Source organism: Ruegeria sp. F5, assembly GCF_056533845.1.
The window spans coordinates 33,911-53,784 of record NZ_JBQFOU010000009.1 but is presented as its reverse complement, the minus strand read 5'-3'; the positions used below and the strand labels follow the sequence as shown (position 1 = coordinate 53,784).

Genomic DNA, 19,874 nt, shown 5'->3' with positions numbered 1-19,874 from the left:
ATGATGCAATCTCGCACCAGTTGCGCCATCATTTTGCCCGAAATCCCGTGTTTTCTGCACCCCGGCTTGAGCGAAATGCCGCTTATCGTCCATCTTGGCGGTAACAGAGGCAACCGTCACACGAAAAGACACGGCGGGCACAGGTTGGAAGCGAGTCGGCACAGAACCGGCCGCTCCGGTTTGAAAAGGGTTCGGATAGTGATTGCGCGCACAACTGGGGCGGCGATACGCGGAATACTGGTTGCACTGATGGTGTTGACCCCTGCGTTGTACCTGCCGGTAACATCGACGAACGGGACCGAGATCGTGGTCTTCCTCGCGATCTTTGCGTTTATCCTGACCTTTGCCGAATACAACTCTGCCTTCCCCAGCTTCATCGAATTCCGCGACGCGCCACCGGTAAACCGCCTGCGCTTTGTCGGTCTGATGTCGATGATCACCTTCCTGACACTGATCTGCAAAAACGTCTATGAGCCGTCGAACCTGACCGCCATGTTTTATGCGATGGGTCTGGGTGTCGCGAATCTGGCCGATTTCCCCTATTCGCCGATCCGCCTGATCGTGCTGATGCTGCCTGCGGATGCCAGCCCGCCGCTAGTCGAACTGGTGCGGATTTCCGCCAGCGTCGCCTATGTCGCGGCCCTGGTGACAATCGCCACCTTTGCCTATGCGGTGAAGCTGCGCGGCTGGCCGACCGGCAACGGCGCGTTCAATGTCTGGACCAACCTGCCGCTGTTCGACCCGACCAAGGGCGGCGATGTTGTGGCACGCCTGCAGCGGGACGGGCGGTTGAATATCTGCATCGGGATCCTCATCCCGTTTCTGATCCCGGCGGTGACGAAACTGCTGGCCAGCGTGTTCGTTCCGATCTCGCTGAACAATCCGCAAACCCTGATCTGGGCCATGAGCGCCTGGGCCTTCCTGCCCGCCAGCATGATCATGCGCGGCATGGCGACCCTGCGGATCGCGAACCTGATCGTCGAAAAGCGCCGGGCCTACTCCACAACCGAGTCCACTCAGACCGCATGATCCGCACCCTTTTCCTGCTGCTGCTTCCCTTTGCAGCGCAGGCCGACGTGCTGCGCGTTGCCACATTCAACACCGAACTCAGCCGCAAGGGCCCCGGCCTGCTGCTGCGCGATATCCAGCGCGGCGATGCGCAGGTTCAGGCGGTGGTCGAGGTGCTGGCCGCCGTGCAGCCCGATATCGTCGCCTTGCAGGGCATCGACTGGGATTATGACGGTCTGGCTGTCGCCGCCCTGTCAGACAAGCTGCGCGACGCGGGGCTGGATTACCGTTACAGCTATACCGCGCAGCCCAATTCCGGGCTTGAAACCACCCTTGATCTGGACGGCGACGAGCGCACGCAGGGGCCGGGCGATGCGCAAGGCTGGGGGCAGTTCACCGGACAGGGCGGGCTGGCGGTTCTGTCGCGCCACGAAATCCTGACGCCCGAAGTTCAGAACCATACCGCACTGCTGTGGCGCGACCTGCCCGAGGCGAGTTTGCCCACGCAGGACGGCGCACCCTTTCCGTCGGCTGAGGCGCAGGCCCATCAGCGCCTGTCCTCGACCGCCCATTGGATCGTGCCGATCCGGGCCCCGGGCGGGCAACTGGACCTGATGACCTTTCACGCCGCCCCGCCGGTCTTTGACGGGCCCGAGGATCGGAACGGGCTGCGCAACCGGGACGAAATCCGGTTCTGGTCGCTGCTGCTGGACGGCCAGTTGGGTCCGGCCCCGACCGGCCCCTTCGTGATCGCGGGGGATGCCAATCTGGACCCGCAGCAGGGCGAGGGGCATAAAGCGGCCATCCACGCCCTGCTGTCCGATCCGAACCTGCAGGACCCCCAACCAGCAGACGCGGCGGGCTCGGTGACAACCGTTCACTGGAAAGCGGTCGGGGATATGCGCGTCGACTATGTGCTGCCCTCGGCGGATTTGCCGGTTGTCGGGTCGGGCGTGTTCTGGCCCGACGCCGGGTCTGAACACCGCCCAAGCGCGGAACGCGCCAGCCGTCACCGGCTGGTCTGGGTCGATATTCGGATCGGTGACTGACGCACGGGCCGGGTCAGAGCGCCCCGGTATAGGTTCCGCGCGCGGGATAATTGTTGCCAAGGGTAAATTTCAGACCACCAACGATATCCGACGTTACGGGGCGGCCAAACGGGGTGGTCTGCTGCCACGCGTAATACAGCGTCCGGTCCGGCGCGATGTAGAAATGTCCGGGCTCGGCGAAGAAATCCGGCTCGGCGCTGCCCTCGCGCGCGGTTGAGATATTCAGCCCCCAACCTTCACGCGCCACTGACAGCGGCAAGCTGTGGCCGATCCGCACACGTGACGCTCCGGCCTTTTCGGCGGTCTCTGCCGCGCGCGGGCCCGTGTCGGTGGTGATCATGATAACCTCGACCCCCAGTTCGGCGAAATCGTCCAGCGCGGCGTCGACCTCGGTCATCTGTTTGACGCAGATCGGGCAATGCAACCCGCGATACTGAATCACCAGCGTTCCGTTTTCGCCCGCATCGCGGTCCAGATCGAATTCGCCATGCGCCACGGTTTCGATTTTCAGCGCGGGGACGGGGTTTCCGGGTATCAACATGTGTTTCCTCGTGATTTGGCGGGTTCGTCTCATTGACCCGATGCGGCTCAGACGCTAGGGCCTTTGCGACGAAACGCAAGGAGACCGTTCATGTCCAACCCCTCGCTCCTCATCCTGCCCGGAGACGGAATTGGCCCAGAAGTCATGACCGAAGTGCGCAAAATCATCGATTGGTTCGGCACCAATCGCGGTCTTCACTATGACGTGAGCGAGGATCTGGTCGGCGGCGCGGCCTATGACGCCCATGGCAAGCCGCTGTCGGATGAGACCATGGAAAAGGCACATGCGGCCGACGCCGTGCTGCTGGGGGCCGTGGGCGGCCCGAAATACGACGATCTGGATTTCAGCCTAAAGCCCGAACGCGGGTTGCTGCGCCTGCGCAAGGAAATGGACCTGTATTCCAACCTGCGCCCGGCGCAATGCTTTGACGCGCTGGCTGATTTTTCTTCGCTGAAAAAGGATGTGGTCGCCGGTCTGGATATCATGATCGTGCGCGAGCTGACCTCGGGCGTTTATTTCGGCGAGCCGCGCGGGATCTTCGAAGAAGGCAACGAGCGCGTCGGCATCAACACCCAGCGCTACGCCGAATCCGAGATCGAACGCGCCGCGCGCTCGGCCTTTGAGCTGGCGATGCGCCGCAACAAAAAGGTCTGCTCGATGGAGAAGGCCAATGTGATGGAATCGGGCATCCTGTGGCGCGAGGTCGTGGACCGTGTGGCCAAGGATTATCCCGAGGTCGAAGTGACCCACATGTATGCCGATAACGGCGCGATGCAGCTGGTCCGCGCACCGAAACAGTTCGACGTGATCGTCACTGACAACCTGTTCGGCGACATCCTGTCGGATACGGCGGCGATGCTGACCGGGTCGCTGGGCATGCTGCCCTCGGCCAGCCTTGGCGCACCGATGGCCAATGGCCGCCCCAAGGCGATGTACGAACCGGTCCACGGCTCGGCCCCCGATATCGCGGGTCAGGGCAAGGCCAACCCGATCGCCTGTATCCTCAGCTTTGCCATGGCGCTGCGCTACAGCTTCGATCAGGGGGAAGAGGCCGACCGTCTGGAAGCCGCGATCGAGAAAGTGCTGGCCGATGGTGTCCGCACCGCCGATCTGCTGGCCGACGAAGGCGTTCAGCCTGTGTCCACCACCGAGATGGGCGACGCGATCATTGCGGCGCTGGACGAAAGCCTTTGAATTTGAAATCAGGCGGCGTTCCGTGCGCCGCCTGACCGACCGGCCTCAGTTGCCGAAAATATCCTTGATCAGCTGATTCACCGCCCGTTCGAACCCGCCCTGACGGCGGCGCTGCTGCCGTTTGGGCTGGGCGACCTGAACCGGCGGGGCCGGGGCGACCATGGGCAGGGGCGAGGGTGTCATCCCCTCGGTCACGCGCAGCATGGTTTCCTTCCAGATTTCCGCAGGCAGTCCGCCGCCCGTCACACCCGAGAGTGGCGTGTTGTCGTCATAGCCCATCCACACGCCCGCCACGTAGTCTGCCGTAAAGCCGATGAACCAGGCGTCCCGCGCGGCCTGCGTCGTGCCGGTCTTGCCCGCGACCTGCCAGCCCGGCAGTTTTGCGCGCTGGCCGGTGCCTTCGGACACCACACGCTCCATCATCCAGGTCAGTTGCCGGGCTGCGGGGTCGTTGATGACCCGCTCGCCGATGCCGGTTGTCGTCACCATCAGCGGGGCGTCATCGCCCAGCAGTTTCAATTCGGTCAGCCCATAGGGTTCCACCGCCGAGCCACCGTTCAGGATGCCGGCATAAGCCCCGGTCATCTCGATCAGCGTGCTCTCAGATGCGCCCAGCGCCAGCGCGGGGCCTTCGGCCAGATCGCTGGCGATGCCGAACCCGGCGGCCACCGTACGAACATTGTCCAGACCCGACATCTCGGCCACTTTCACAGCGGGGATGTTCAGCGAGTTTTTCAGCGCATCCGCCAAAGTCACGCGCCCGTAGAACTTGTTGGTGTAGTTCTTGGGGCACCACTGGCCCGATCCCGGGATGTTAATGCAATAGGGCTCGTCCACCACAATATCGAGCGGCGAATAGCCCAGCTCCAGCGCCGTCGCATAGACAAAGGGTTTGAACGACGACCCGGTCTGCCGCAAAGCCTGCGTCGCGCGGTTGAAGGCGCCCGACACCCGCGTTTTGCGCCCGCCGACCATCCCGCGCACGGCGCCATCTGCCGACATCACCACAATGGCGGCCTGTGCCTTGGACCCTTCGCGCACCTTTTCCTGAAAGATGAATTGCAGCGCCTCTTCCGCCGATTGCTGGATGCGTTGATCCAGCGTGGTGCGGATCACCACGTCCTCGGTGGTGTTGCGGGTAAAGAACTCTGGCCCGCTGGCCATGACCCAATCGGCAAAATACCCGCCTGCGCGCGCCGCTGCGGCCTCGGACAACACTGCCGGGCGGCTGCGCGCCTCGCTGGCCTGCGCCGGGGTCAGATAGCCCTGATCCTCCATCAACCCGACCACCAGCCGCGCCCGGTCCTGCGAGCGTTGCAGGCTGTTCGTGGGTGCATAGCGCGTGGGGGCCACCAGAAGCCCCGCCATCATCGCCGACTCAGCCGGCGAAACCTCGGCCGCAGATTTGCCAAAATAGCGCTGGCTGGCGGCCTCGAACCCGCGCGTGCCCGATCCCAGATAGGCGCGGTTCAGATAGATGGTCAGGATCTCATCCTTGGAATACTTGACCTCCATCGCCATGGCATAGATCGCTTCCTTGGCCTTGCGCCACAGCGAGCCCTGACGGCAATCGGCCTCATACGCAGCCTCGGAATCCCACTCCTCGGGCACATAGGGCACGCCAAGGCACAGCAGCTTGGCGGTCTGCTGGGTGATGGTCGACCCGCCATGGCCCGACAGCGGCCCGCGCCCTTCACTCAGGTTGATGCGCACCGCACTGGCGACACCGCGCGGGCTGACGCCGAAATGGCGGTAGAACCGCTTATCCTCGGTCGCGACCACGGCGTTCTTGAGATGGGGTGAGACGGTATCCGCCGTGATCACTCCACCAAACTGATCGCCGCGCCAGGCAAAGACCTTGCCGTCGCGATCCAGCAGCGTGACCGACCCCCGCGCCCGCCCGTCCAACAGCGAATCGACATCCGGCAGAGAGGTGTAGACAACACCCACCGCCAGCGCGATCAGCAGCGCGGCCACCGCGCCGACGCGCCAGGTCACGCCCCAGATCAGCCGCCAGATCCAGCGGAACAGGCGGCGGAAGATGCCCCCGCCACTGCCGCCCGAACGCCTGCGCGCCTTTTTCCGCGGGGCCTTGCGCGTGGCCTTTTTCCGGGCGGTGGATTTATTGCCTGCGGGGTTTGCAGCACGTTTCGACGCCGAAGGCTTGCGCCCCTTCGGCGGGTATCTTTTATCCGCGACCAGTGTCGGTTTGCGGCGCTTGGACTCAGTCATGCTCAAACTCTGCCCGATTGTGCTTTTGCGTCACCATACCGTGGCGACGCGCCGGTGTTGAGGTGTGAAATACCGGTATTTGCCCCATAATATTCTGCCTGTTTTTTAGCCGTTGCGCGCAATTTGTGCAAAAATTATGCAACATAGACCTATTTGACCCCCCGTTCCCGCCCCGAAACCGTTCCTTTGGTCAGTTCATCGCGCTTTTTTCTGCAGGTGCAAAGTAGACCGGTCCGACCGGGGAAGCAGAGGGGACTAGCGTGAAACTGATCATAGCGACAATCAAGCCGTTCAAGCTCGAGGAGGTGCGCGAGGCACTGACCGATGCGGGCGTTCGCGGCATGATGGTAACTGAAATCAAGGGCTTCGGCTCGCAATCCGGTCACACCGAGATTTATCGCGGCGCCGAATATGCAGTGAATTTCGTGCCCAAGATCAAGCTCGAGATCGTGGTGCCAGCAACGATGGCTGACCAGATCGTCGAAACCATCACCAAAACCGCCAAGACCGGCAAGATCGGCGACGGCAAGATTTTCGTCCTCGATGTCGAGCAGGCGCTGCGCGTGCGGACCGGGGAAACCAACGAGGAAGCGCTGTAAACAGCGCCACCCGCAAGAGGACTGACAACAGATGAAACTGAACCGAATTCTACCCACAGCCGCCGTGCTGATCGCCTTTCCTGCGGCGGCTTTCGCAAATGACCCGCCGTCTTCGATGGAAGATGTCGGCTATATCTTCACGACGCTGCTGTTTCTGATGGCGGGCTTTCTGGTCTTCTTCATGGCAGCAGGGTTTGCCATGCTCGAAGGCGGGCTGGTGCGGTCCAAGAACGTGGCCATGCAGATGATCAAGAACGTGGCGCTGTTTTCCTTTGCCGCGATCATGTACTGGCTGATCGGCTTCAACCTGATGTATCCCGGCGACAGCTGGTCCATCGCAGGCTGGCTGGGTCCGCTCTTTTCGACCACCACTCTGGATCCGGTGGGTGTGGCACCTGCGGATGCGGCGCTGGATTACGCCTCGATCGGGTCGGACTTCTTCTTCCAGCTGGTCTTCGTTGCAGCGACCGCGTCGATCGTGTCCGGCGCCGTGGCCGAGCGGATCAAGCTGTGGCCCTTCCTGATCTTCGTCATCGTGCTGACCGGTATCCTTTACCCGATCTCGGGGTCGTGGAAATGGGGCGGCGGCTGGCTGGACGCGCGCGGCTTCTCGGATTTCGCCGGTTCGACCGTTGTGCACTCGGTCGGCGGCTGGGCGGCTCTGGCGGGCTGTCTGATCCTTGGCCCGCGCATCGGCAAGTACAAGGACGGCAAGGTTCACCCGATGCCCGGTTCGAACCTGGCGCTGGCCACCCTGGGGACGTTCATCCTGTGGCTGGGCTGGTTCGGCTTCAACGGCGGCTCGCAGCTGGCGATGGGCACCGTGGGTGACGTATCCGACGTGTCGCGCATCTTTGCCAACACCAACATGGCCGCAGCCTCGGGCGCTGTTGCTGCGCTGATCATGACCCAGGTCCTGTACAAGAAACCTGACCTGACCATGGTGCTGAACGGCGCGCTGGCCGGTCTGGTCTCGATCACCGCCGAACCGCTGGCCCCGACCCTGTTCGGTGCGCTGTGGATCGGTGCGGTTGGCGGCATCATCGTGGTCTTCGCGGTGCCGATGCTGGACAAGTTCAAGATCGACGACGTCGTGGGTGCCATCCCGGTTCACCTGTTCGCCGGCATTTGGGGCACCATCGCCGTGATCTTCTATGGCGAGGCCAGCCTGGGCACGCAGCTGCTGGGCATCATCGCCTACGGCATCTTCACCTTTGCCGGCGCGCTGATCCTGTGGATCGTGTTGAAAGCAATCCTCGGCATCCGTGTCAGCGAAGAGGACGAAATCAACGGTCTGGACATGGCGGAACTGGGCATGGAAGCCTATCCGGAATTCTCCAAGGGCTAAGACCTGAGAACCCCAACCCAAAGCCGGGCGTTCGCGCCCGGTTTTTTTGTTGCAAACCGCCCTGTTGTTCCTTGGGCTCAAAGGTGTATATACTAATGAGCATACGGAGGCGCGGCGATGATCACATCCAAAATTCGAAAAGTCGGCAATTCGGCTGTTATGACTCTGACAACGGAAATGCTGACCATTCTGGATGCCAAAGAGGGGGATACCCTGTTCGTTGTGCGCGGCGATGACGGTGCGCTGAAGATCATGGCGCATGATCCATCGCTGGCCGAGGCGCTTGACGCCGCTGAGATCGTGATGGACGAAAACCGCGATCTGCTTCAGGCGCTGGCGTGACCGCTGTTGTCTGGGTGCCGTTGGCAGCCGTCATCATCATTCATGATCGGCAAATCGCCCGCCACGGGGGTGCCCCCGGATTGCGGGACAAGGCCCTGATCGAGATGGGCGCAGCCAGAGCCATGAACCTTGCCGCCTATTCCGAGGCGGATCTGACCGAGATTGCCGCAGCCTATGCCTTTGGCGTCGCCAAGGCCCATGCCTTTGTCGATGGCAACAAGCGAACGGCGTTTGTGACCGCGATCACCTTCCTGCGCCTGAACGGGCTGTCGTTCCGACCCGACCCGGTCGAAGGCGTGCACATGATGGAAGGTCTGGCTGCCGGAGAGATTTCCGAAGCCCGGTTTGCCGGGTGGCTCAAAGCGGGCGCGCAGCCCATTTGATCGGGCAGAAAAAAGCCGCGCTGCGAGGCGCGGCTTTTTCGTGTGTTCCGTCGCGTGCTCACACCCCAACGTCGACTATCGCCTTGGCCAGGATCGGCACGGTCGTGGCGTTCAGACCGGCAATGTTCAACCGGCTGTCGCCGACCATGTATATGCCGTGATCATTGCGCAGTTGCTCGACCAGTTCCGGCGCGGCCCCGAGGCGTGAGAACATGCCGCGGTGCTGGGCGATGAAGCCGAACCGGTCGGACCCGCTCAGGCGTTGCAGTTCGTCGGCCAGATTCCGGCGCAGACCCAGCATCGACAAGCGGACCTCCTCCAGTTCCGCCGCCCAGTCGGCGCGCAGGGCGTCGTCGTTCAGGATCGTGGTCACCACGCGCGCGCCATGGTCCGGCGGGAAGGAATAGTTCTGCCGGTTCAGGAACGCCAAGGTTGCCTGATTCAGCGCGGTTTGCGCCGGATCGTCGCTGATTGCCATCAGCAGACCGGTACGTTCACGATAGACGCCGAAATTCTTCGAGCACGACGCCGCAATCAGGCAGCGCTTGACCGACGAGGCCACCAGACGGGTCGCCTGCGCGTCTTCCTCAAGCCCGTCGCCAAAACCCTGATAGGCAATGTCGATCATCGCCACGAGGCCCTGCGCGTTGATCAGGTTCACCACCTCTTGCCACTGCACCAGGTTCAGGTTCGCGCCGGTCGGGTTGTGGCAGCAGCCATGCAGCAGAACCACGTCGCCCGGTTTGGCGGTTTTCAGGTCCTCGACCATGCCGTCGAAATCGACGCCACGGGTTTCACCGTCGAAATAGCGATAGGGAACCATCTCCATCCCCAGATAGTTCAGGATCGACAGGTGGTTCGGCCAGGTCGGGTTGGACACAAAGACACGGGCCGAGGGGTTGGCCATGCGGATCATCTCGAACGCCTGACGGCAGGCACCGGTGCCGCCGGGGGTTGCCACAGCGGCGATGTTGCCGCGTGGGACCGACGTGCCAAGGATCAGACCGATCATCGCATCCGCATAGGCCGGATCACCGGCCAGTCCGGTATAGGCCTTGCTCTCCTGCTCTTCCAGAATGCGCTTTTCCGCCGCTTTCACCGCGCGCATCACCGGGGTCACGCCCTCGGCGTTTTTGTAGACCCCCACGCCCAGATCGATCTTCTGATCGCGCGGGTCGTCGCGGTACATCTGCATCAGCGCCAGAATCTTGTCGGCGGGCTGCGGTTTGAGGTTCTCGAACATCAGGTCTCTCCGGTTGCGACGGGCAGGGTGGGGAAGGCACCCCATTCAGCCCAGGAGCCGTCATAAAGCGAGTGGTCTTTCTTGCCCATGCGCTCCAGCGCAAGGCTGAGGATCGCGGCGGTCACGCCTGACCCGCAGGATGTGATCGCCGGTTTCGACAGGTCCACGCCTGCGGCCTCGAACACAGCCCGGCAATCCTCGGGCGATTTCATCGTGCCATCCTTGTTCAGCAAACCGCCGAAGGGCACATTGCGCGCACCGGGGATGTGTCCGGCCCGCAACCCTGCGCGCGGCTCGGGCTCGCCCCCGGCAAAACGGGTGGCCGACCGCGCGTCGATGATCTCGTGGTCGTTCAGCTTCGATGCCGCCGACACCTGCGTGACGTCGCGCACCAGATGGTTCTGAACGCGCACGGTCATGTGGCGGTCGCGGATCATCGGCGGCAGGTCCTCGACCTCGCGCTCTTCGGCCTGCCATTTGGGGAAACCGCCGTCCAGCACGGCGACGTTTTCCTGCCCCATCAGGCGGAACAGCCACCAGATCCGCGCCGCCGAGAACAGCCCTGCGCCGTCATAGACCACCACCTGATGCCCGTCGCCGACGCCCATCGCCCGCAGGCGCGACATGAATTTCTCGACCGGCGGGGCCATATGCGGCAGGTCCGAGCGGTGATCGGAGATCTCGTCAATATCGAAGAACCGCGCGCCGGGAATATGGGCCGCGTCGTATTCGGCCCTGGCATCGCGGTTCTGCGCGGGCAGATACCACGATCCGTCCAGAACCCGCAGGTCCGGGTCCTTGAGATGGGCGGCAAGCCATTCGGTAGAAACGAGGGTTTTCGGATCGTCCTGCATCAAAGCCTCCCCAAAGCGCGCTTGGGTTTTCCCTATACGCGCGCGCATGCGGGTTCAAGGCTGGATGGGCGCAACGGGCCTAGCGGGCGCGGCGCAGGCGAAAAAACTGGACAATGCCGACCAGGCTGATTGCAATCCAGAAACCTTCGATCAGCATCGAGGCGAGATTGAAATTCTCGAGCAGGGAATACACGATCAGAACCGACCCCAGCAGATTGACGACCGGAAAGGCCAGATCGTCCGAGTTCATCATCCGCATCTGCGTCGCGAAATAGGCGGCGACCACGAGCAAGGCGCCAAAGGACCCGACCGCATCGGCCAGCGTCAATGTTTCGATGAAATCTGCCATATCTGCCCCTGTTTCAGCGCGGCCCGACAGGCCTTAGCCCGCCGCAGCCTGTTGCCGGTAGTGATGCATGTTGAGGAACCGCGCGCCCTTGGCACCGGCGCGATACCCATGCGGCAGGTCCGCCGCAAAGCGCAACCCCTGACCAGCGGTCAATGCAACCCATTCCCCGTCCCGCAGCACGTCCAGCGTGCCGTCCAGAACGAACACCTCTTCGGTCATGCCGGTTTCATGGGCGGGCGAATCGTGGCTCTGGTTCGGCGAAAGCTCCACGTGAAAGGTCTCGGCCCCCAGCGCCGGATCGAAGGGAAACACGATCTTGACCTGCAGACTGCCGGGAAAGGTCACGGACTGGAACACGCCCGCATCCGCCGGGGTCCGCATCGCCGCCGCGCCGATCAGCGCGCTGAGCGGCAGTTGGAACCCTTTGGCAATCTTCCACAGCGTGGCAATCGTCGGGCTGGATTCGCCGCGCTCGATCTGGCCCAGCATGGCTTTGCTGACGCCGGTCAGTTCCGACACTTTCGACAGGCTCAGCCCCGACGCGGCCCGCACGTCCCGCAGTTTCAGTGTAATATCGTCCGAGCTCATGTCCCCGTCCCGCGAATCCTCTTGTGCGTTATAGCGCACATGTGATACGTGCGCTATAACGCACAAACCCCGGATACCGCAACCGGAGCATTAGGGAAACAGCATCATGCCACTTTACCGATCCAGAACCTCGACCCATGGCCGCAACATGGCGGGCGCGCGCGGCCTGTGGCGCGCCACCGGTATGGGCGACGACGATTTCGGCAAGCCGATCATCGCCATCGTCAACTCGTTCACCCAGTTTGTGCCGGGCCACGTGCATCTGAAAGATCTGGGCCAGATGGTCGCGCGCGAGGTCGAGGCGGCTGGTGGCGTTGCCAAAGAGTTCAACACCATCGCCGTGGATGACGGCATCGCCATGGGCCATGACGGAATGCTGTATTCCCTGCCCTCGCGCGAGGTGATCGCGGATTCGGTGGAATACATGGTCAACGCGCATTGCGCCGATGCGATGGTCTGCATTTCGAACTGCGACAAGATCACGCCGGGCATGCTGATGGCTGCGATGCGCCTGAACATCCCCGCGATCTTTGTCTCGGGCGGGCCGATGGAGGCGGGCAAGATCGACATCGAAGATCTGGACGTGAAAAAGATCGACCTTGTGGACGCGATGGTCGCCGCCGCCGATGACAAATACACCGACGAGCAGGTGAAACATATCGAAGAGAACGCCTGCCCCACCTGCGGCTCGTGCTCGGGCATGTTCACCGCCAACTCGATGAACTGTCTGGCCGAGGCGCTGGGTCTGGCGCTGCCGGGCAACGGGTCGACGCTGGCGACGCACTCGGACCGCAAAGAGCTGTTCCTTGAAGCCGGTCGCCGCATCGTCGAGATCACCAAACGGCACTACGATCTGGACGAGAAAGGCTTCCTGCCGCGCGAGATTGCCACGTTTGAAGCCTTCGAGAACGCCATGAGTCTCGACATTGCGATGGGCGGGTCCACCAACACCGTGCTGCACCTTCTGGCCATCGCGCACGAGGGCGAGGTGCATTTCAACATGAGCCATATGGACCATCTGAGCCGCAAGGTGCCCTGCCTGTGCAAGGTCGCGCCCAACACCGAGAATGTGCATATGGAGGATGTTCATCGCGCTGGCGGCATCTTCTCGATCCTCGGCGAGCTTAGCCGCGCGGGCCTGCTGCACGAGGATTGCCACACGGTGCATTCGGCCACCATGGGCGAGGCGATTGCCAACTGGGACATCAAGATCGCCAACAACCCACGGGCGCAGGACCTGTTCAAGGCCGCGCCGGGCGGCGTACGCACGACGCAGGCGTTCAGCCAGTCGAACCGGTACAAAGAGCTGGACACCGACCGCGAGGGCGGCGTGATCCGGTCGAAAGAGCACGCGTTCAGTCAGGATGGCGGTCTGGCGGTTCTGTTCGGCAACATCGCCCGCGACGGCTGTATCGTGAAAACCGCCGGGGTCGATGAGAACATCCTGAAATTCACCGGCTCGGCCTATGTCTGCGAAAGCCAGGATCAGGCGGTCAGCGATATTCTGACCGGCAAGGTGGTCGAAGGCGACGTGGTGGTGATCCGCTACGAAGGCCCGCGCGGCGGTCCGGGGATGCAGGAAATGCTGTACCCGACCTCATACCTGAAATCCAAAGGTCTGGGCAAAGCCTGCGCGCTGCTGACGGATGGGCGATTCTCGGGCGGCACCTCGGGGCTGTCGATCGGTCACGTCTCACCCGAGGCGGCCGAAGGCGGCGAGATCGGCCTGGTGCAAACCGGCGATAAGATCGAGATCGACATCCCCAACCGCACGATCCATCTGGCCGTGTCCGACGAAGACCTCGCCGCCCGCCGCGAAGAGCAGGACGAAAAGGGATGGCACCCGGCGGAGCCGCGCAAACGGAAAGTGTCCACGGCTCTCAAAGCCTATGCCAAGCTGACCACCAGCGCAGCCAGAGGGGCTGTGCGTCAGGTCTGAGTTAGAAACCGCTCAACAAAAACGGTCTACCTATCCGGTGGGCTGTTTTTGTTCTGCCGTGCGGACTTTGCGGTCATTTGGAACAAACCCTCAAATGGCTGCAGTGTTTGACGAAACGCGACGGGCTATGCGACCTAGGACACTAGCAGATAGGCAATAAGTGCGACCAATCCAATTGAGCTAGTCCAACCTAAAAGCGAATAAAAGAACTTAAGACCATCCAGCTGTAGCATCACATAGTCTCCCAATCGCATGTTTCGCTTATGCTTCCAACGATCAAAAACCAGAGGAAAAGCCGCCGCAAAACCGTGAGCCAGCCCGGTAGGGAGTAAGAGCGACATCACTCCGACACCAAATACACTTGCGGCTACTCCTGAGACGGTCCAAGTTTTGTCGAAAGCCTGAGAAACAGCACCCAATGTGATTGCAGCGGCAAAAACAGACACCAACATCATCAAGAATGCACCTAATCGCTGCATAGGTGTTTCAGGTGATCCCCACGCCCAAAGACACAGAACCTTTTCAAACATTGAATTTGGTAAACCTCATACTGCATCCTAGCCAACTCGTCATAGCAGCCATTCGTTACGTTCGCAGCATTTGTTGCGAAGGGCTCGCAGCAGTCACTCACCTGCAAATCAAGTTCCAAGCAGATGCACCTCTGCCGGGGTCATCCATTGCCCGTCAATCGCCCAGCTTCGCGTGCACCTCATCCAGATCGATCTCGCCCACCGGCATCTTGTTGGCGGGGTTTTCGAAATCGTATCTGAAAAGTTCGAAATCCTGTTTGTAGATCTCATAGACCAGATGCATCGACAGGTCGTCGAAGTAATCCTCGACCGGATGCGCCCGCTTGGGGCCATGGCCTTCGGATTCGTTGAAGCGCGGGATATCGGACAAGGTCACCCGATGCGCGGTGTCCACGTGATCCAGAACGCCCTGCATGCCGTCATTGAAGGCTTCGGTCCAGAAAATCCGGTCATACCGCCCGCCATTCACGATGAAGGTGGACACATGCCCCGACATGGCCGACCAGTGAATATCCGGGTCCATCGGGCGCCGCCAACGGATCGTGTCGCGGGCAAACAGCAGGAACCGGCGGAAGCTGGCGATCTGGTCGAACTCGCCCTTGCCATCGTCGCCGCCCACCTCGATCCCGTAATTGTAGATCAGCGTCGGCACCAGATTGCCGCGATAGCGCTTGCCGTTGCGCTGGATGCCGCAGATCTTGTCGAAGAATGAGCTCAGAATCCGGGTGTAGGGATTGCGCACGCAGGTAAAGGAATACGAGGCATGGTTGCGCACATTGCTGGAAATCTGGCCCTGACTGCCATCAAACGCCCATTTATGCATGCCATCCTTGGCATCATGAATGTCGCCGTCAAAGAACCGGCCGTGATCCGAATAATACATGATCTGACCGATGGTCGAGCAGGCACATTTCGGCACCACACGGTACACCATGCTTTCGCTCTCGGTCATCCAGGTGCCGGGAAAACCCATCTGCTGTGCCTCCTGCGCTGGTCAGATATCAGGGTGATAGGCCAGCATCTGGTGCCAAAGAACCAAAAATATTCTGTTTATTCAATCGCTCATCCTCAGTATCACGGATGCAAACGGGCAGAAACGGAAATTGCGTACCCTCGATGGCAAAGATTGCCTATATTTTGCTGTGCCACAAAGACCCTGACGCGATCATCGCGCAGGCCGAGCAACTGACCGCCGCCGGGGATTGCATCGCGATTCACTTCGACGCGCGCGCCAAGGCGGAAAGCTATGACCGCATCCGGACCGCGTTCAAGGACAACCCGAACGTGACCTTTGCCGCCAAGCGGATCAAATGCGGCTGGGGCGAGTGGTCGCTGGTTCAGGCCTCACTGAACGCGTTGCAGGCGGCGGTGGACGCGTTTCCGCGCGCCACGCATTTCTACATGCTGTCGGGCGATTGCATGGCGATCAAAACGGCGGAATACGCGCATCGCTTTCTGGATGAAAACGACGTGGATTTCATCGAAAGCCACGACTTCTTTGACAGCAACTGGATCAAGACCGGCATGAAGGAAGACCGGCTGATCTATCGTCACTATTTCAACGAACGCACGCAGGCCGGTCGGTTTTATGCCGCCTATGAGATGCAGAAACGCTTTGGCCTGATCCGCGAGATTCCGGCGGATATTCAGGTGATGATCGGCAGCCAGTGGTGGTGCCTGCGCCGCCGCACGGTCGAGATGATCTTGGATTTCCTGCAACAGCGCCGCGATGTGATCCGGTTCTTCTCGACCACCTGGATCCCGGATGAGACCTTCTTTCAGACCCTCGTCCGCCATCTTGTGCCGAAACGCGAGATCGAAAACCGCACGCTGACATTTCTGATGTTTTCCGACTACGGCATGCCGGTGACCTTCTACAACGACCACTATGACATGCTGCTGGGTCAGGATTACCTGTTCGCCCGCAAAATCAGCCCCGAGGCGCTGGAGTTGAAAGAGCGGCTGGGAGCGCTTTACGCCCGCGACGGGATCGACTTTCCGATCTCGGGAGAGGGGCGCAACCTGCACGCCTTTCTGACCGGTCGCGGGCGGGTCGGCCGCCGCTTCGGCCAGCGGTTCTGGGAGGCCGCGAATACTCTGGGCCCCGAGCGCGAGCTGTTTCTGGTGGTCTGCAAGAAATGGCATGTCGCCAAGCGGCTGGTCGATCAGATCGCCAGCGAAACCGATATTCCCTGTATCGAATACCTGTTCAACGAAGAAGAAACCCCCCTGCCCGATCTGGGCGGCATCGAGACGACCCTGAAAAAGCGCTCCCGCCATCGGCGCGCGGTGGTGGGCATGCTGTTTGCGCATTTCGAGACCGACAGGCTGGTCCTGTGTCTGGACCCGGCCAATCTGGACGTCATTCAGGATTTCTGTGGCGACACGGCCCGGACGCGGGTGCTGGAGATCGAGTGCGAATACTCGGACGAGTATCTGATCGGCCATGCGCGCCGCATCGGGCTGGCGGGCGAAAACAGCCCCGAGGACACCGTCGCGCGGCTGTTGCCCACCATTCGCAACGATCTGGCGCATGAATCGGAACTGATCCGGGGGGCCGGGATCGACGGCTATCTGCGCATTCGCCAGACGGCGGAGGCAGCCGAGAATGAGGCTGCGATGGCCGCGTTTCTCGGTGTCGGGCCGGAAAAGGCGCAGGCCGTGATGTGGCTGGACTACCTGTTTTCGGATTAAGCCCGGCGGCCCGAAAACCGCCGGGCTATAACTTAAATGTCGAACTTCACGCCCTGCGCCAGCGGCAGCTCGGCGGAATAGTTCACCGTGTTGGTCTGACGGCGCATATAGGCCTTCCACGCGTCCGAGCCGCTTTCGCGACCGCCGCCGGTTTCCTTCTCACCGCCAAAGGCGCCGCCGATCTCGGCGCCCGAGGGGCCGATATTGACGTTGGCAATGCCGCAATCCGACCCGGCTGCGGTCAGGAACTGTTCCGCCTCGCGCATGTTCAGCGTGAACACGCAGGAGGACAGGCCTTGCGGCACGTCATTCTGCAACGCCAGCGCATCGTCGAAATCATCGTAGCCCATGACATAGAGGATCGGGGCAAAGGTCTCGGTCTTCACGGTCGCGGTCTGGTCCGGCATTTCGACGATGGCGGGTTCCATATAGACGCCTGCGGGCACGCCCTCGGTCACGCGGTTGCCGCCGAAGACTGTGCCGCCTTCGCCTTCTGCTGCCTGGAGCGCAGCGGTCATCGCAGCGCCGGCGGCTTCGTCCACCAGTGGTCCGATCAGGGTGCCTTCGGCCAGCGGATCGCCGATGGGCAGACCGGCATAGGCTTTCTTCAGCCGTGCGACCAGCTCCTCGCGGATCGAATTGTGCACGATTAGGCGGCGCAGGCTGGTGCAGCGCTGACCCGCCGTTCCGACAGCCGAGAACACGATGGCGCGCACCGCCATTTCCAGATCGGCCGAGGGGCCCACGATCATCGCGTTGTTGCCGCCCAGTTCCAGAATGCACTTGCCGAAGCGTTGCGCGACGATGGGCGCAACCGCCCGGCCCATGCGGGTCGATCCGGTGGCCGAGATGACCGGGACGTCCTCGCTGGCGACCAAAGCCTCGCCCAGCGCGGCGCCACCGATCAGCGTTTGCAGCAAGCCTTCGGGCGCGTCGCCGAACCGGGCCAGCGCGCGTTCGAAGATCTTCTGGCAGGCCATCGCGGTCAGCGGCGTCTTCTCGGACGGTTTCCAGATCACCGGATCGCCGCAGACCAGCGCAAGCGCCGTGTTCCACGACCACACGGCGACCGGAAAGTTGAAAGCGGTGATCACGCCGACCGGGCCTGCCGGATGCCAGGTTTCCATCATCCGGTGGCCGGGGCGTTCCGAGGCGATGGTCAGACCGTAAAGCTGACGCGACAGGCCCACGGCAAAGTCGCAGATATCGATCATCTCCTGCACTTCACCCAGACCTTCGGATGTGATCTTGCCCGCCTCCCAACTGACCAGCGCGCCCAGATCGTCCTTGGCGGCGCGCAGTTCTTCGCCCAGCAGGCGGATCAGTTCGCCCCGGCGCGGCGCGGGAACAAGCCGCCACGCCTTGAAGGCCGATTTGGCGCGGGCAAAGATGGCCTCCATCCCGGCCACGGGTGTTTCATGCAGCTCGGCCAGCACGCGGCCATCGATGGGTGAGGTCACTTTCAGACTGCCGCCGGTCAGCTCTGCCGCGGTCAGGTCCAGTTTTGCCAGGGTGGTTTCTGCTGTCATCACGATGTCTTTCATGTCTCAGGCCGCCTTGTTCTGTGGGGTTACATCACCGGCGCGGTAGAGCCGGCCAAATTCGGTGTTCAGGAAATCGGCAAGCTTCAACTGCTCTTGCCGGACAAAGCCCTTGGCGGGCAGCGCGCCGCTGCGCATCAGATCGACGACGCCCAGAACACCCGCTGCGGTGGTGACCTGAATGGCGCTCCAGACCTGTCCGTTGATCTCGCGCGCGAAGGATTTGTTGATCAGGGATTTCTCGCGCAGCGTGCCGTCGATCAGGCCCTTGGCGGTGCAATAGACCAGCACCACATCCTGATCGGTGCGCGGCAGGGCGGCTTCGAAAATCTCTTTCAGCAGATCGCGGCGGCGTTCCAGCCCCAGATCATGCAGCAGCAGCTTCAGGATCTCGCAATGGCCCGGATAGCGGATCGAGCGGTAGGACACCGCGCGCGCCTTGCCCTCGAGCGTTTCGGGCAACGTGCCCAAACCGCCCGAGGTGTTGAAACATTCATATTCCACGCCGTCATGGCCCAGAACCTCATAATCTTCCAGCGGCGCGGTCTTGACCCGTTCGCCGTTCACGATGGCATCGCAGGGGTTGCAGTATTCGTTGATCAAGCCGTCCGTGGACCATGTCAGGTTGTATTTCAGCGCATTGGTCGGATAGAGCGGCAGCGCCCCCACCCGCATATGCAGGCTGTCGATCTGGTCGAACTCAGCCGCCAGTGAAGCACCCGCGATGCCGACAAAGCCCGGTGCCAGCCCGCATTGCGGCATAAAGGCGGTGTCGCTGTCTGCCGCCAGTTCGCGCACGGCGTTGGTCGCGGCGACATCCTCGGTCAGGTCAAAATAATGCGCCCCGGCGGCTTTGGCGGCGGCGGCGATGGCGGGGGTCAGAAAGAACGGGGCGGCCGAGATCACCGCGTCGAACCCGGTCAGACCCTTGGCCAGACCCGTATCGTCACTGGCGTCGATCTGTATGGTCGCGATGCCCATCCGGGCGATCTCGGCCAGCGCTTTCAGGTCGTGATCCGCGACCGTGACGTGATAATTGGGCGATCCCCTGAGCAGCGTGGCGATCATCTGCCCGATCTTGCCAGCCCCAACAACGCAAACATTCCAGGACATTGCGCGCCTCCTTATTCATGGTTTTCATTAAGAATGGGGTAAAATTCCGTCGTTTTGCAGGGCCAATCTTGACGAAACAGACGGTTTAGCCGTCATTATGATGGAAGTTTTGGAAAAACGACAGGTCAGGCCCACTTCAAACTGACCCGCAGTTCAAACCCGGCCCGCTGAACTGCATCGGTGATTTTTGTTTTGGAATGGGATACTGTGCAGGCTATTGGGCCATTTTGTTCGCTGTATTTGCAGCAGGAATCCGGCCCGACCAGCGCAAGACATATCGACGGACGGGTCTGTATTGCTGTTTGGCCCGAACATCTCCGCACCTGA

19 protein-coding genes are annotated in these 19,874 nt (G+C 61.8%); 9 read left to right on the top strand and 10 right to left on the bottom strand.

The genetic code is table 11. The features are described 5' to 3' along the window. Nucleotides 1-198: 198 nt before the first annotated feature. Together ACR0K1_RS14780 and ACR0K1_RS14775 are read left to right on the top strand one after the other, a co-directional pair. On the top strand, nt 199-1,029 hold the full coding sequence (locus tag ACR0K1_RS14780; RefSeq protein ID WP_480615151.1) for a hypothetical protein: 831 nt from the start codon (nt 199-201) through the stop codon (nt 1,027-1,029). Next, nucleotides 1,026-2,057 carry an endonuclease/exonuclease/phosphatase family protein gene (locus tag ACR0K1_RS14775; RefSeq protein WP_480851159.1) on the top strand — a complete coding sequence of 344 codons (1,032 nt, stop codon included), beginning with the start codon at nt 1,026-1,028 and terminating at the stop codon, nt 2,055-2,057. Before ACR0K1_RS14780 ends, ACR0K1_RS14775 begins: the two co-directional genes overlap by 4 nt. 13 nt (nt 2,058-2,070) lie before the next feature. On the opposite strand, the gene ACR0K1_RS14770 is transcribed toward ACR0K1_RS14775, so the two are convergent. After that, nucleotides 2,071-2,598, bottom strand: coding sequence for a redoxin domain-containing protein (locus ACR0K1_RS14770; RefSeq protein WP_480615155.1), 528 nt, complete (start codon nt 2,596-2,598; stop codon nt 2,071-2,073). Between the two features lie 90 nt (nt 2,599-2,688). On the opposite strand from ACR0K1_RS14770, the gene leuB reads away from it, so the two are divergent. Continuing rightward, nucleotides 2,689-3,792: a 3-isopropylmalate dehydrogenase gene (gene leuB, locus ACR0K1_RS14765; RefSeq protein WP_480615157.1), complete on the top strand. Its 1,104-nt coding sequence runs from the start codon at nt 2,689-2,691 to the stop codon at nt 3,790-3,792. Nucleotides 3,793-3,837: 45 nt separating this feature from the next. Here leuB and ACR0K1_RS14760 read toward each other — a convergent pair whose 3' ends face one another. After that, the gene (locus ACR0K1_RS14760) at nt 3,838-6,024 is read right to left on the bottom strand and encodes a transglycosylase domain-containing protein (protein ID WP_480615159.1); all 2,187 of its coding nucleotides are present in this window, start codon (nt 6,022-6,024) and stop codon (nt 3,838-3,840) included. A 260-nt stretch (nt 6,025-6,284) separates the two neighbouring features. Here ACR0K1_RS14760 and ACR0K1_RS14755 point away from each other — a divergent pair, with 260 nt between their 5' ends. The 4 genes from ACR0K1_RS14755 to ACR0K1_RS14740 all read left to right on the top strand — a co-directional run bounded on the left by ACR0K1_RS14755 (nt 6,285) and on the right by ACR0K1_RS14740 (nt 8,696). Next, a complete protein-coding gene (locus tag ACR0K1_RS14755; RefSeq protein WP_170336579.1) occupies nt 6,285-6,623 on the top strand; it encodes a P-II family nitrogen regulator in 339 nt (112 codons plus the stop codon). A gap of 31 nt (nt 6,624-6,654) precedes the next feature. Beyond that, nucleotides 6,655-7,971: an ammonium transporter gene (locus ACR0K1_RS14750; RefSeq protein WP_480851158.1), complete on the top strand. Its 1,317-nt coding sequence runs from the start codon at nt 6,655-6,657 to the stop codon at nt 7,969-7,971. A 117-nt stretch (nt 7,972-8,088) separates the two neighbouring features. Continuing rightward, nucleotides 8,089-8,313 (top strand): AbrB/MazE/SpoVT family DNA-binding domain-containing protein, encoded by a 225-nt coding sequence (locus ACR0K1_RS14745; protein WP_480615164.1) that lies wholly within the window; start codon nt 8,089-8,091, stop codon nt 8,311-8,313. Then, on the top strand, nt 8,310-8,696 hold the full coding sequence (locus ACR0K1_RS14740; protein WP_480851157.1) for a type II toxin-antitoxin system death-on-curing family toxin: 387 nt from the start codon (nt 8,310-8,312) through the stop codon (nt 8,694-8,696). Before ACR0K1_RS14745 ends, ACR0K1_RS14740 begins: the two co-directional genes overlap by 4 nt. Nucleotides 8,697-8,754: 58 nt before the next feature. Here the strand turns inward: ACR0K1_RS14740 and ACR0K1_RS14735 are convergent, their stop codons facing one another. The 4 genes from ACR0K1_RS14735 to ACR0K1_RS14720 all read right to left on the bottom strand — a co-directional run bounded on the left by ACR0K1_RS14735 (nt 8,755) and on the right by ACR0K1_RS14720 (nt 11,730). Beyond that, nucleotides 8,755-9,939: an amino acid aminotransferase gene (locus ACR0K1_RS14735; RefSeq protein WP_480851156.1), complete on the bottom strand. Its 1,185-nt coding sequence runs from the start codon at nt 9,937-9,939 to the stop codon at nt 8,755-8,757. Beyond that, the gene (sseA, locus tag ACR0K1_RS14730; RefSeq protein ID WP_480851155.1) at nt 9,939-10,793 is read right to left on the bottom strand and encodes a 3-mercaptopyruvate sulfurtransferase; all 855 of its coding nucleotides are present in this window, start codon (nt 10,791-10,793) and stop codon (nt 9,939-9,941) included. The genes ACR0K1_RS14735 and sseA overlap by 1 nt, the downstream gene beginning before the upstream one ends. Nucleotides 10,794-10,872: 79 nt before the next feature. Beyond that, entirely contained in the window at nt 10,873-11,142 is a 270-nt protein-coding gene (locus ACR0K1_RS14725) for a CBU_0592 family membrane protein (RefSeq protein WP_480615172.1), read from the bottom strand. Nucleotides 11,143-11,175: 33 nt separating this feature from the next. After that, nucleotides 11,176-11,730, bottom strand: a complete 555-nt coding sequence (locus ACR0K1_RS14720) for a helix-turn-helix domain-containing protein (RefSeq protein WP_480851154.1) — start codon at nt 11,728-11,730, stop codon at nt 11,176-11,178. A gap of 106 nt (nt 11,731-11,836) precedes the next feature. Here ACR0K1_RS14720 and ilvD point away from each other — a divergent pair, with 106 nt between their 5' ends. Then, nucleotides 11,837-13,669: a dihydroxy-acid dehydratase gene (ilvD, locus tag ACR0K1_RS14715; protein WP_480615176.1), complete on the top strand. Its 1,833-nt coding sequence runs from the start codon at nt 11,837-11,839 to the stop codon at nt 13,667-13,669. A 134-nt stretch (nt 13,670-13,803) separates the two neighbouring features. On the opposite strand, the gene ACR0K1_RS14710 is transcribed toward ilvD, so the two are convergent. Next, nucleotides 13,804-14,199 (bottom strand): hypothetical protein, encoded by a 396-nt coding sequence (locus ACR0K1_RS14710; RefSeq protein WP_480615178.1) that lies wholly within the window; start codon nt 14,197-14,199, stop codon nt 13,804-13,806. A 154-nt stretch (nt 14,200-14,353) separates the two neighbouring features. Continuing rightward, the gene (locus ACR0K1_RS14705) at nt 14,354-15,172 is read right to left on the bottom strand and encodes a sulfotransferase family protein (RefSeq protein WP_480851153.1); all 819 of its coding nucleotides are present in this window, start codon (nt 15,170-15,172) and stop codon (nt 14,354-14,356) included. Between the two features lie 143 nt (nt 15,173-15,315). On the opposite strand from ACR0K1_RS14705, the gene ACR0K1_RS14700 reads away from it, so the two are divergent. Further along, nucleotides 15,316-16,893, top strand: a complete 1,578-nt coding sequence (locus tag ACR0K1_RS14700) for a DUF5928 domain-containing protein (protein WP_480851152.1) — start codon at nt 15,316-15,318, stop codon at nt 16,891-16,893. Between the two features lie 32 nt (nt 16,894-16,925). Here ACR0K1_RS14700 and amaB read toward each other — a convergent pair whose 3' ends face one another. Next, nucleotides 16,926-18,422: an L-piperidine-6-carboxylate dehydrogenase gene (gene amaB / locus ACR0K1_RS14695; RefSeq protein WP_480615244.1), complete on the bottom strand. Its 1,497-nt coding sequence runs from the start codon at nt 18,420-18,422 to the stop codon at nt 16,926-16,928. Nucleotides 18,423-18,440: 18 nt separating this feature from the next. Then, nucleotides 18,441-19,547: a saccharopine dehydrogenase family protein gene (locus tag ACR0K1_RS14690; RefSeq protein WP_480615184.1), complete on the bottom strand. Its 1,107-nt coding sequence runs from the start codon at nt 19,545-19,547 to the stop codon at nt 18,441-18,443. Between the last annotated feature and the right edge of the window lie 327 nt (nt 19,548-19,874).

Excerpts from the sequence above, each read along its gene's own strand:
- ACR0K1_RS14775 (WP_480851159.1), top strand. The coding sequence starts at position 1,026 with ATGATCCGCACCCTTTTCCTGCTGCTGCTTCCCTTTGCAGCGCAGGCC.
- ACR0K1_RS14770 (WP_480615155.1), bottom strand. The coding sequence starts at position 2,598 with ATGTTGATACCCGGAAACCCCGTCCCCGCGCTGAAAATCGAAACCGTG.
- leuB (WP_480615157.1), top strand. The coding sequence starts at position 2,689 with ATGTCCAACCCCTCGCTCCTCATCCTGCCCGGAGACGGAATTGGCCCA.
- ACR0K1_RS14760 (WP_480615159.1), bottom strand. The coding sequence starts at position 6,024 with ATGACTGAGTCCAAGCGCCGCAAACCGACACTGGTCGCGGATAAAAGA.
- ACR0K1_RS14750 (WP_480851158.1), top strand. The coding sequence starts at position 6,655 with ATGAAACTGAACCGAATTCTACCCACAGCCGCCGTGCTGATCGCCTTT.
- ACR0K1_RS14745 (WP_480615164.1), top strand. The coding sequence starts at position 8,089 with ATGATCACATCCAAAATTCGAAAAGTCGGCAATTCGGCTGTTATGACT.
- ACR0K1_RS14735 (WP_480851156.1), bottom strand. The coding sequence starts at position 9,939 with ATGTTCGAGAACCTCAAACCGCAGCCCGCCGACAAGATTCTGGCGCTG.
- sseA (WP_480851155.1), bottom strand. The coding sequence starts at position 10,793 with ATGCAGGACGATCCGAAAACCCTCGTTTCTACCGAATGGCTTGCCGCC.
- ACR0K1_RS14725 (WP_480615172.1), bottom strand. The coding sequence starts at position 11,142 with ATGGCAGATTTCATCGAAACATTGACGCTGGCCGATGCGGTCGGGTCC.
- ACR0K1_RS14720 (WP_480851154.1), bottom strand. The coding sequence starts at position 11,730 with ATGAGCTCGGACGATATTACACTGAAACTGCGGGACGTGCGGGCCGCG.
- ilvD (WP_480615176.1), top strand. The coding sequence starts at position 11,837 with ATGCCACTTTACCGATCCAGAACCTCGACCCATGGCCGCAACATGGCG.
- ACR0K1_RS14710 (WP_480615178.1), bottom strand. The coding sequence starts at position 14,199 with ATGTTTGAAAAGGTTCTGTGTCTTTGGGCGTGGGGATCACCTGAAACA.
- ACR0K1_RS14705 (WP_480851153.1), bottom strand. The coding sequence starts at position 15,172 with ATGGGTTTTCCCGGCACCTGGATGACCGAGAGCGAAAGCATGGTGTAC.
- ACR0K1_RS14700 (WP_480851152.1), top strand. The coding sequence starts at position 15,316 with ATGGCAAAGATTGCCTATATTTTGCTGTGCCACAAAGACCCTGACGCG.
- amaB (WP_480615244.1), bottom strand. The coding sequence starts at position 18,422 with ATGACAGCAGAAACCACCCTGGCAAAACTGGACCTGACCGCGGCAGAG.
- ACR0K1_RS14690 (WP_480615184.1), bottom strand. The coding sequence starts at position 19,547 with ATGTCCTGGAATGTTTGCGTTGTTGGGGCTGGCAAGATCGGGCAGATG.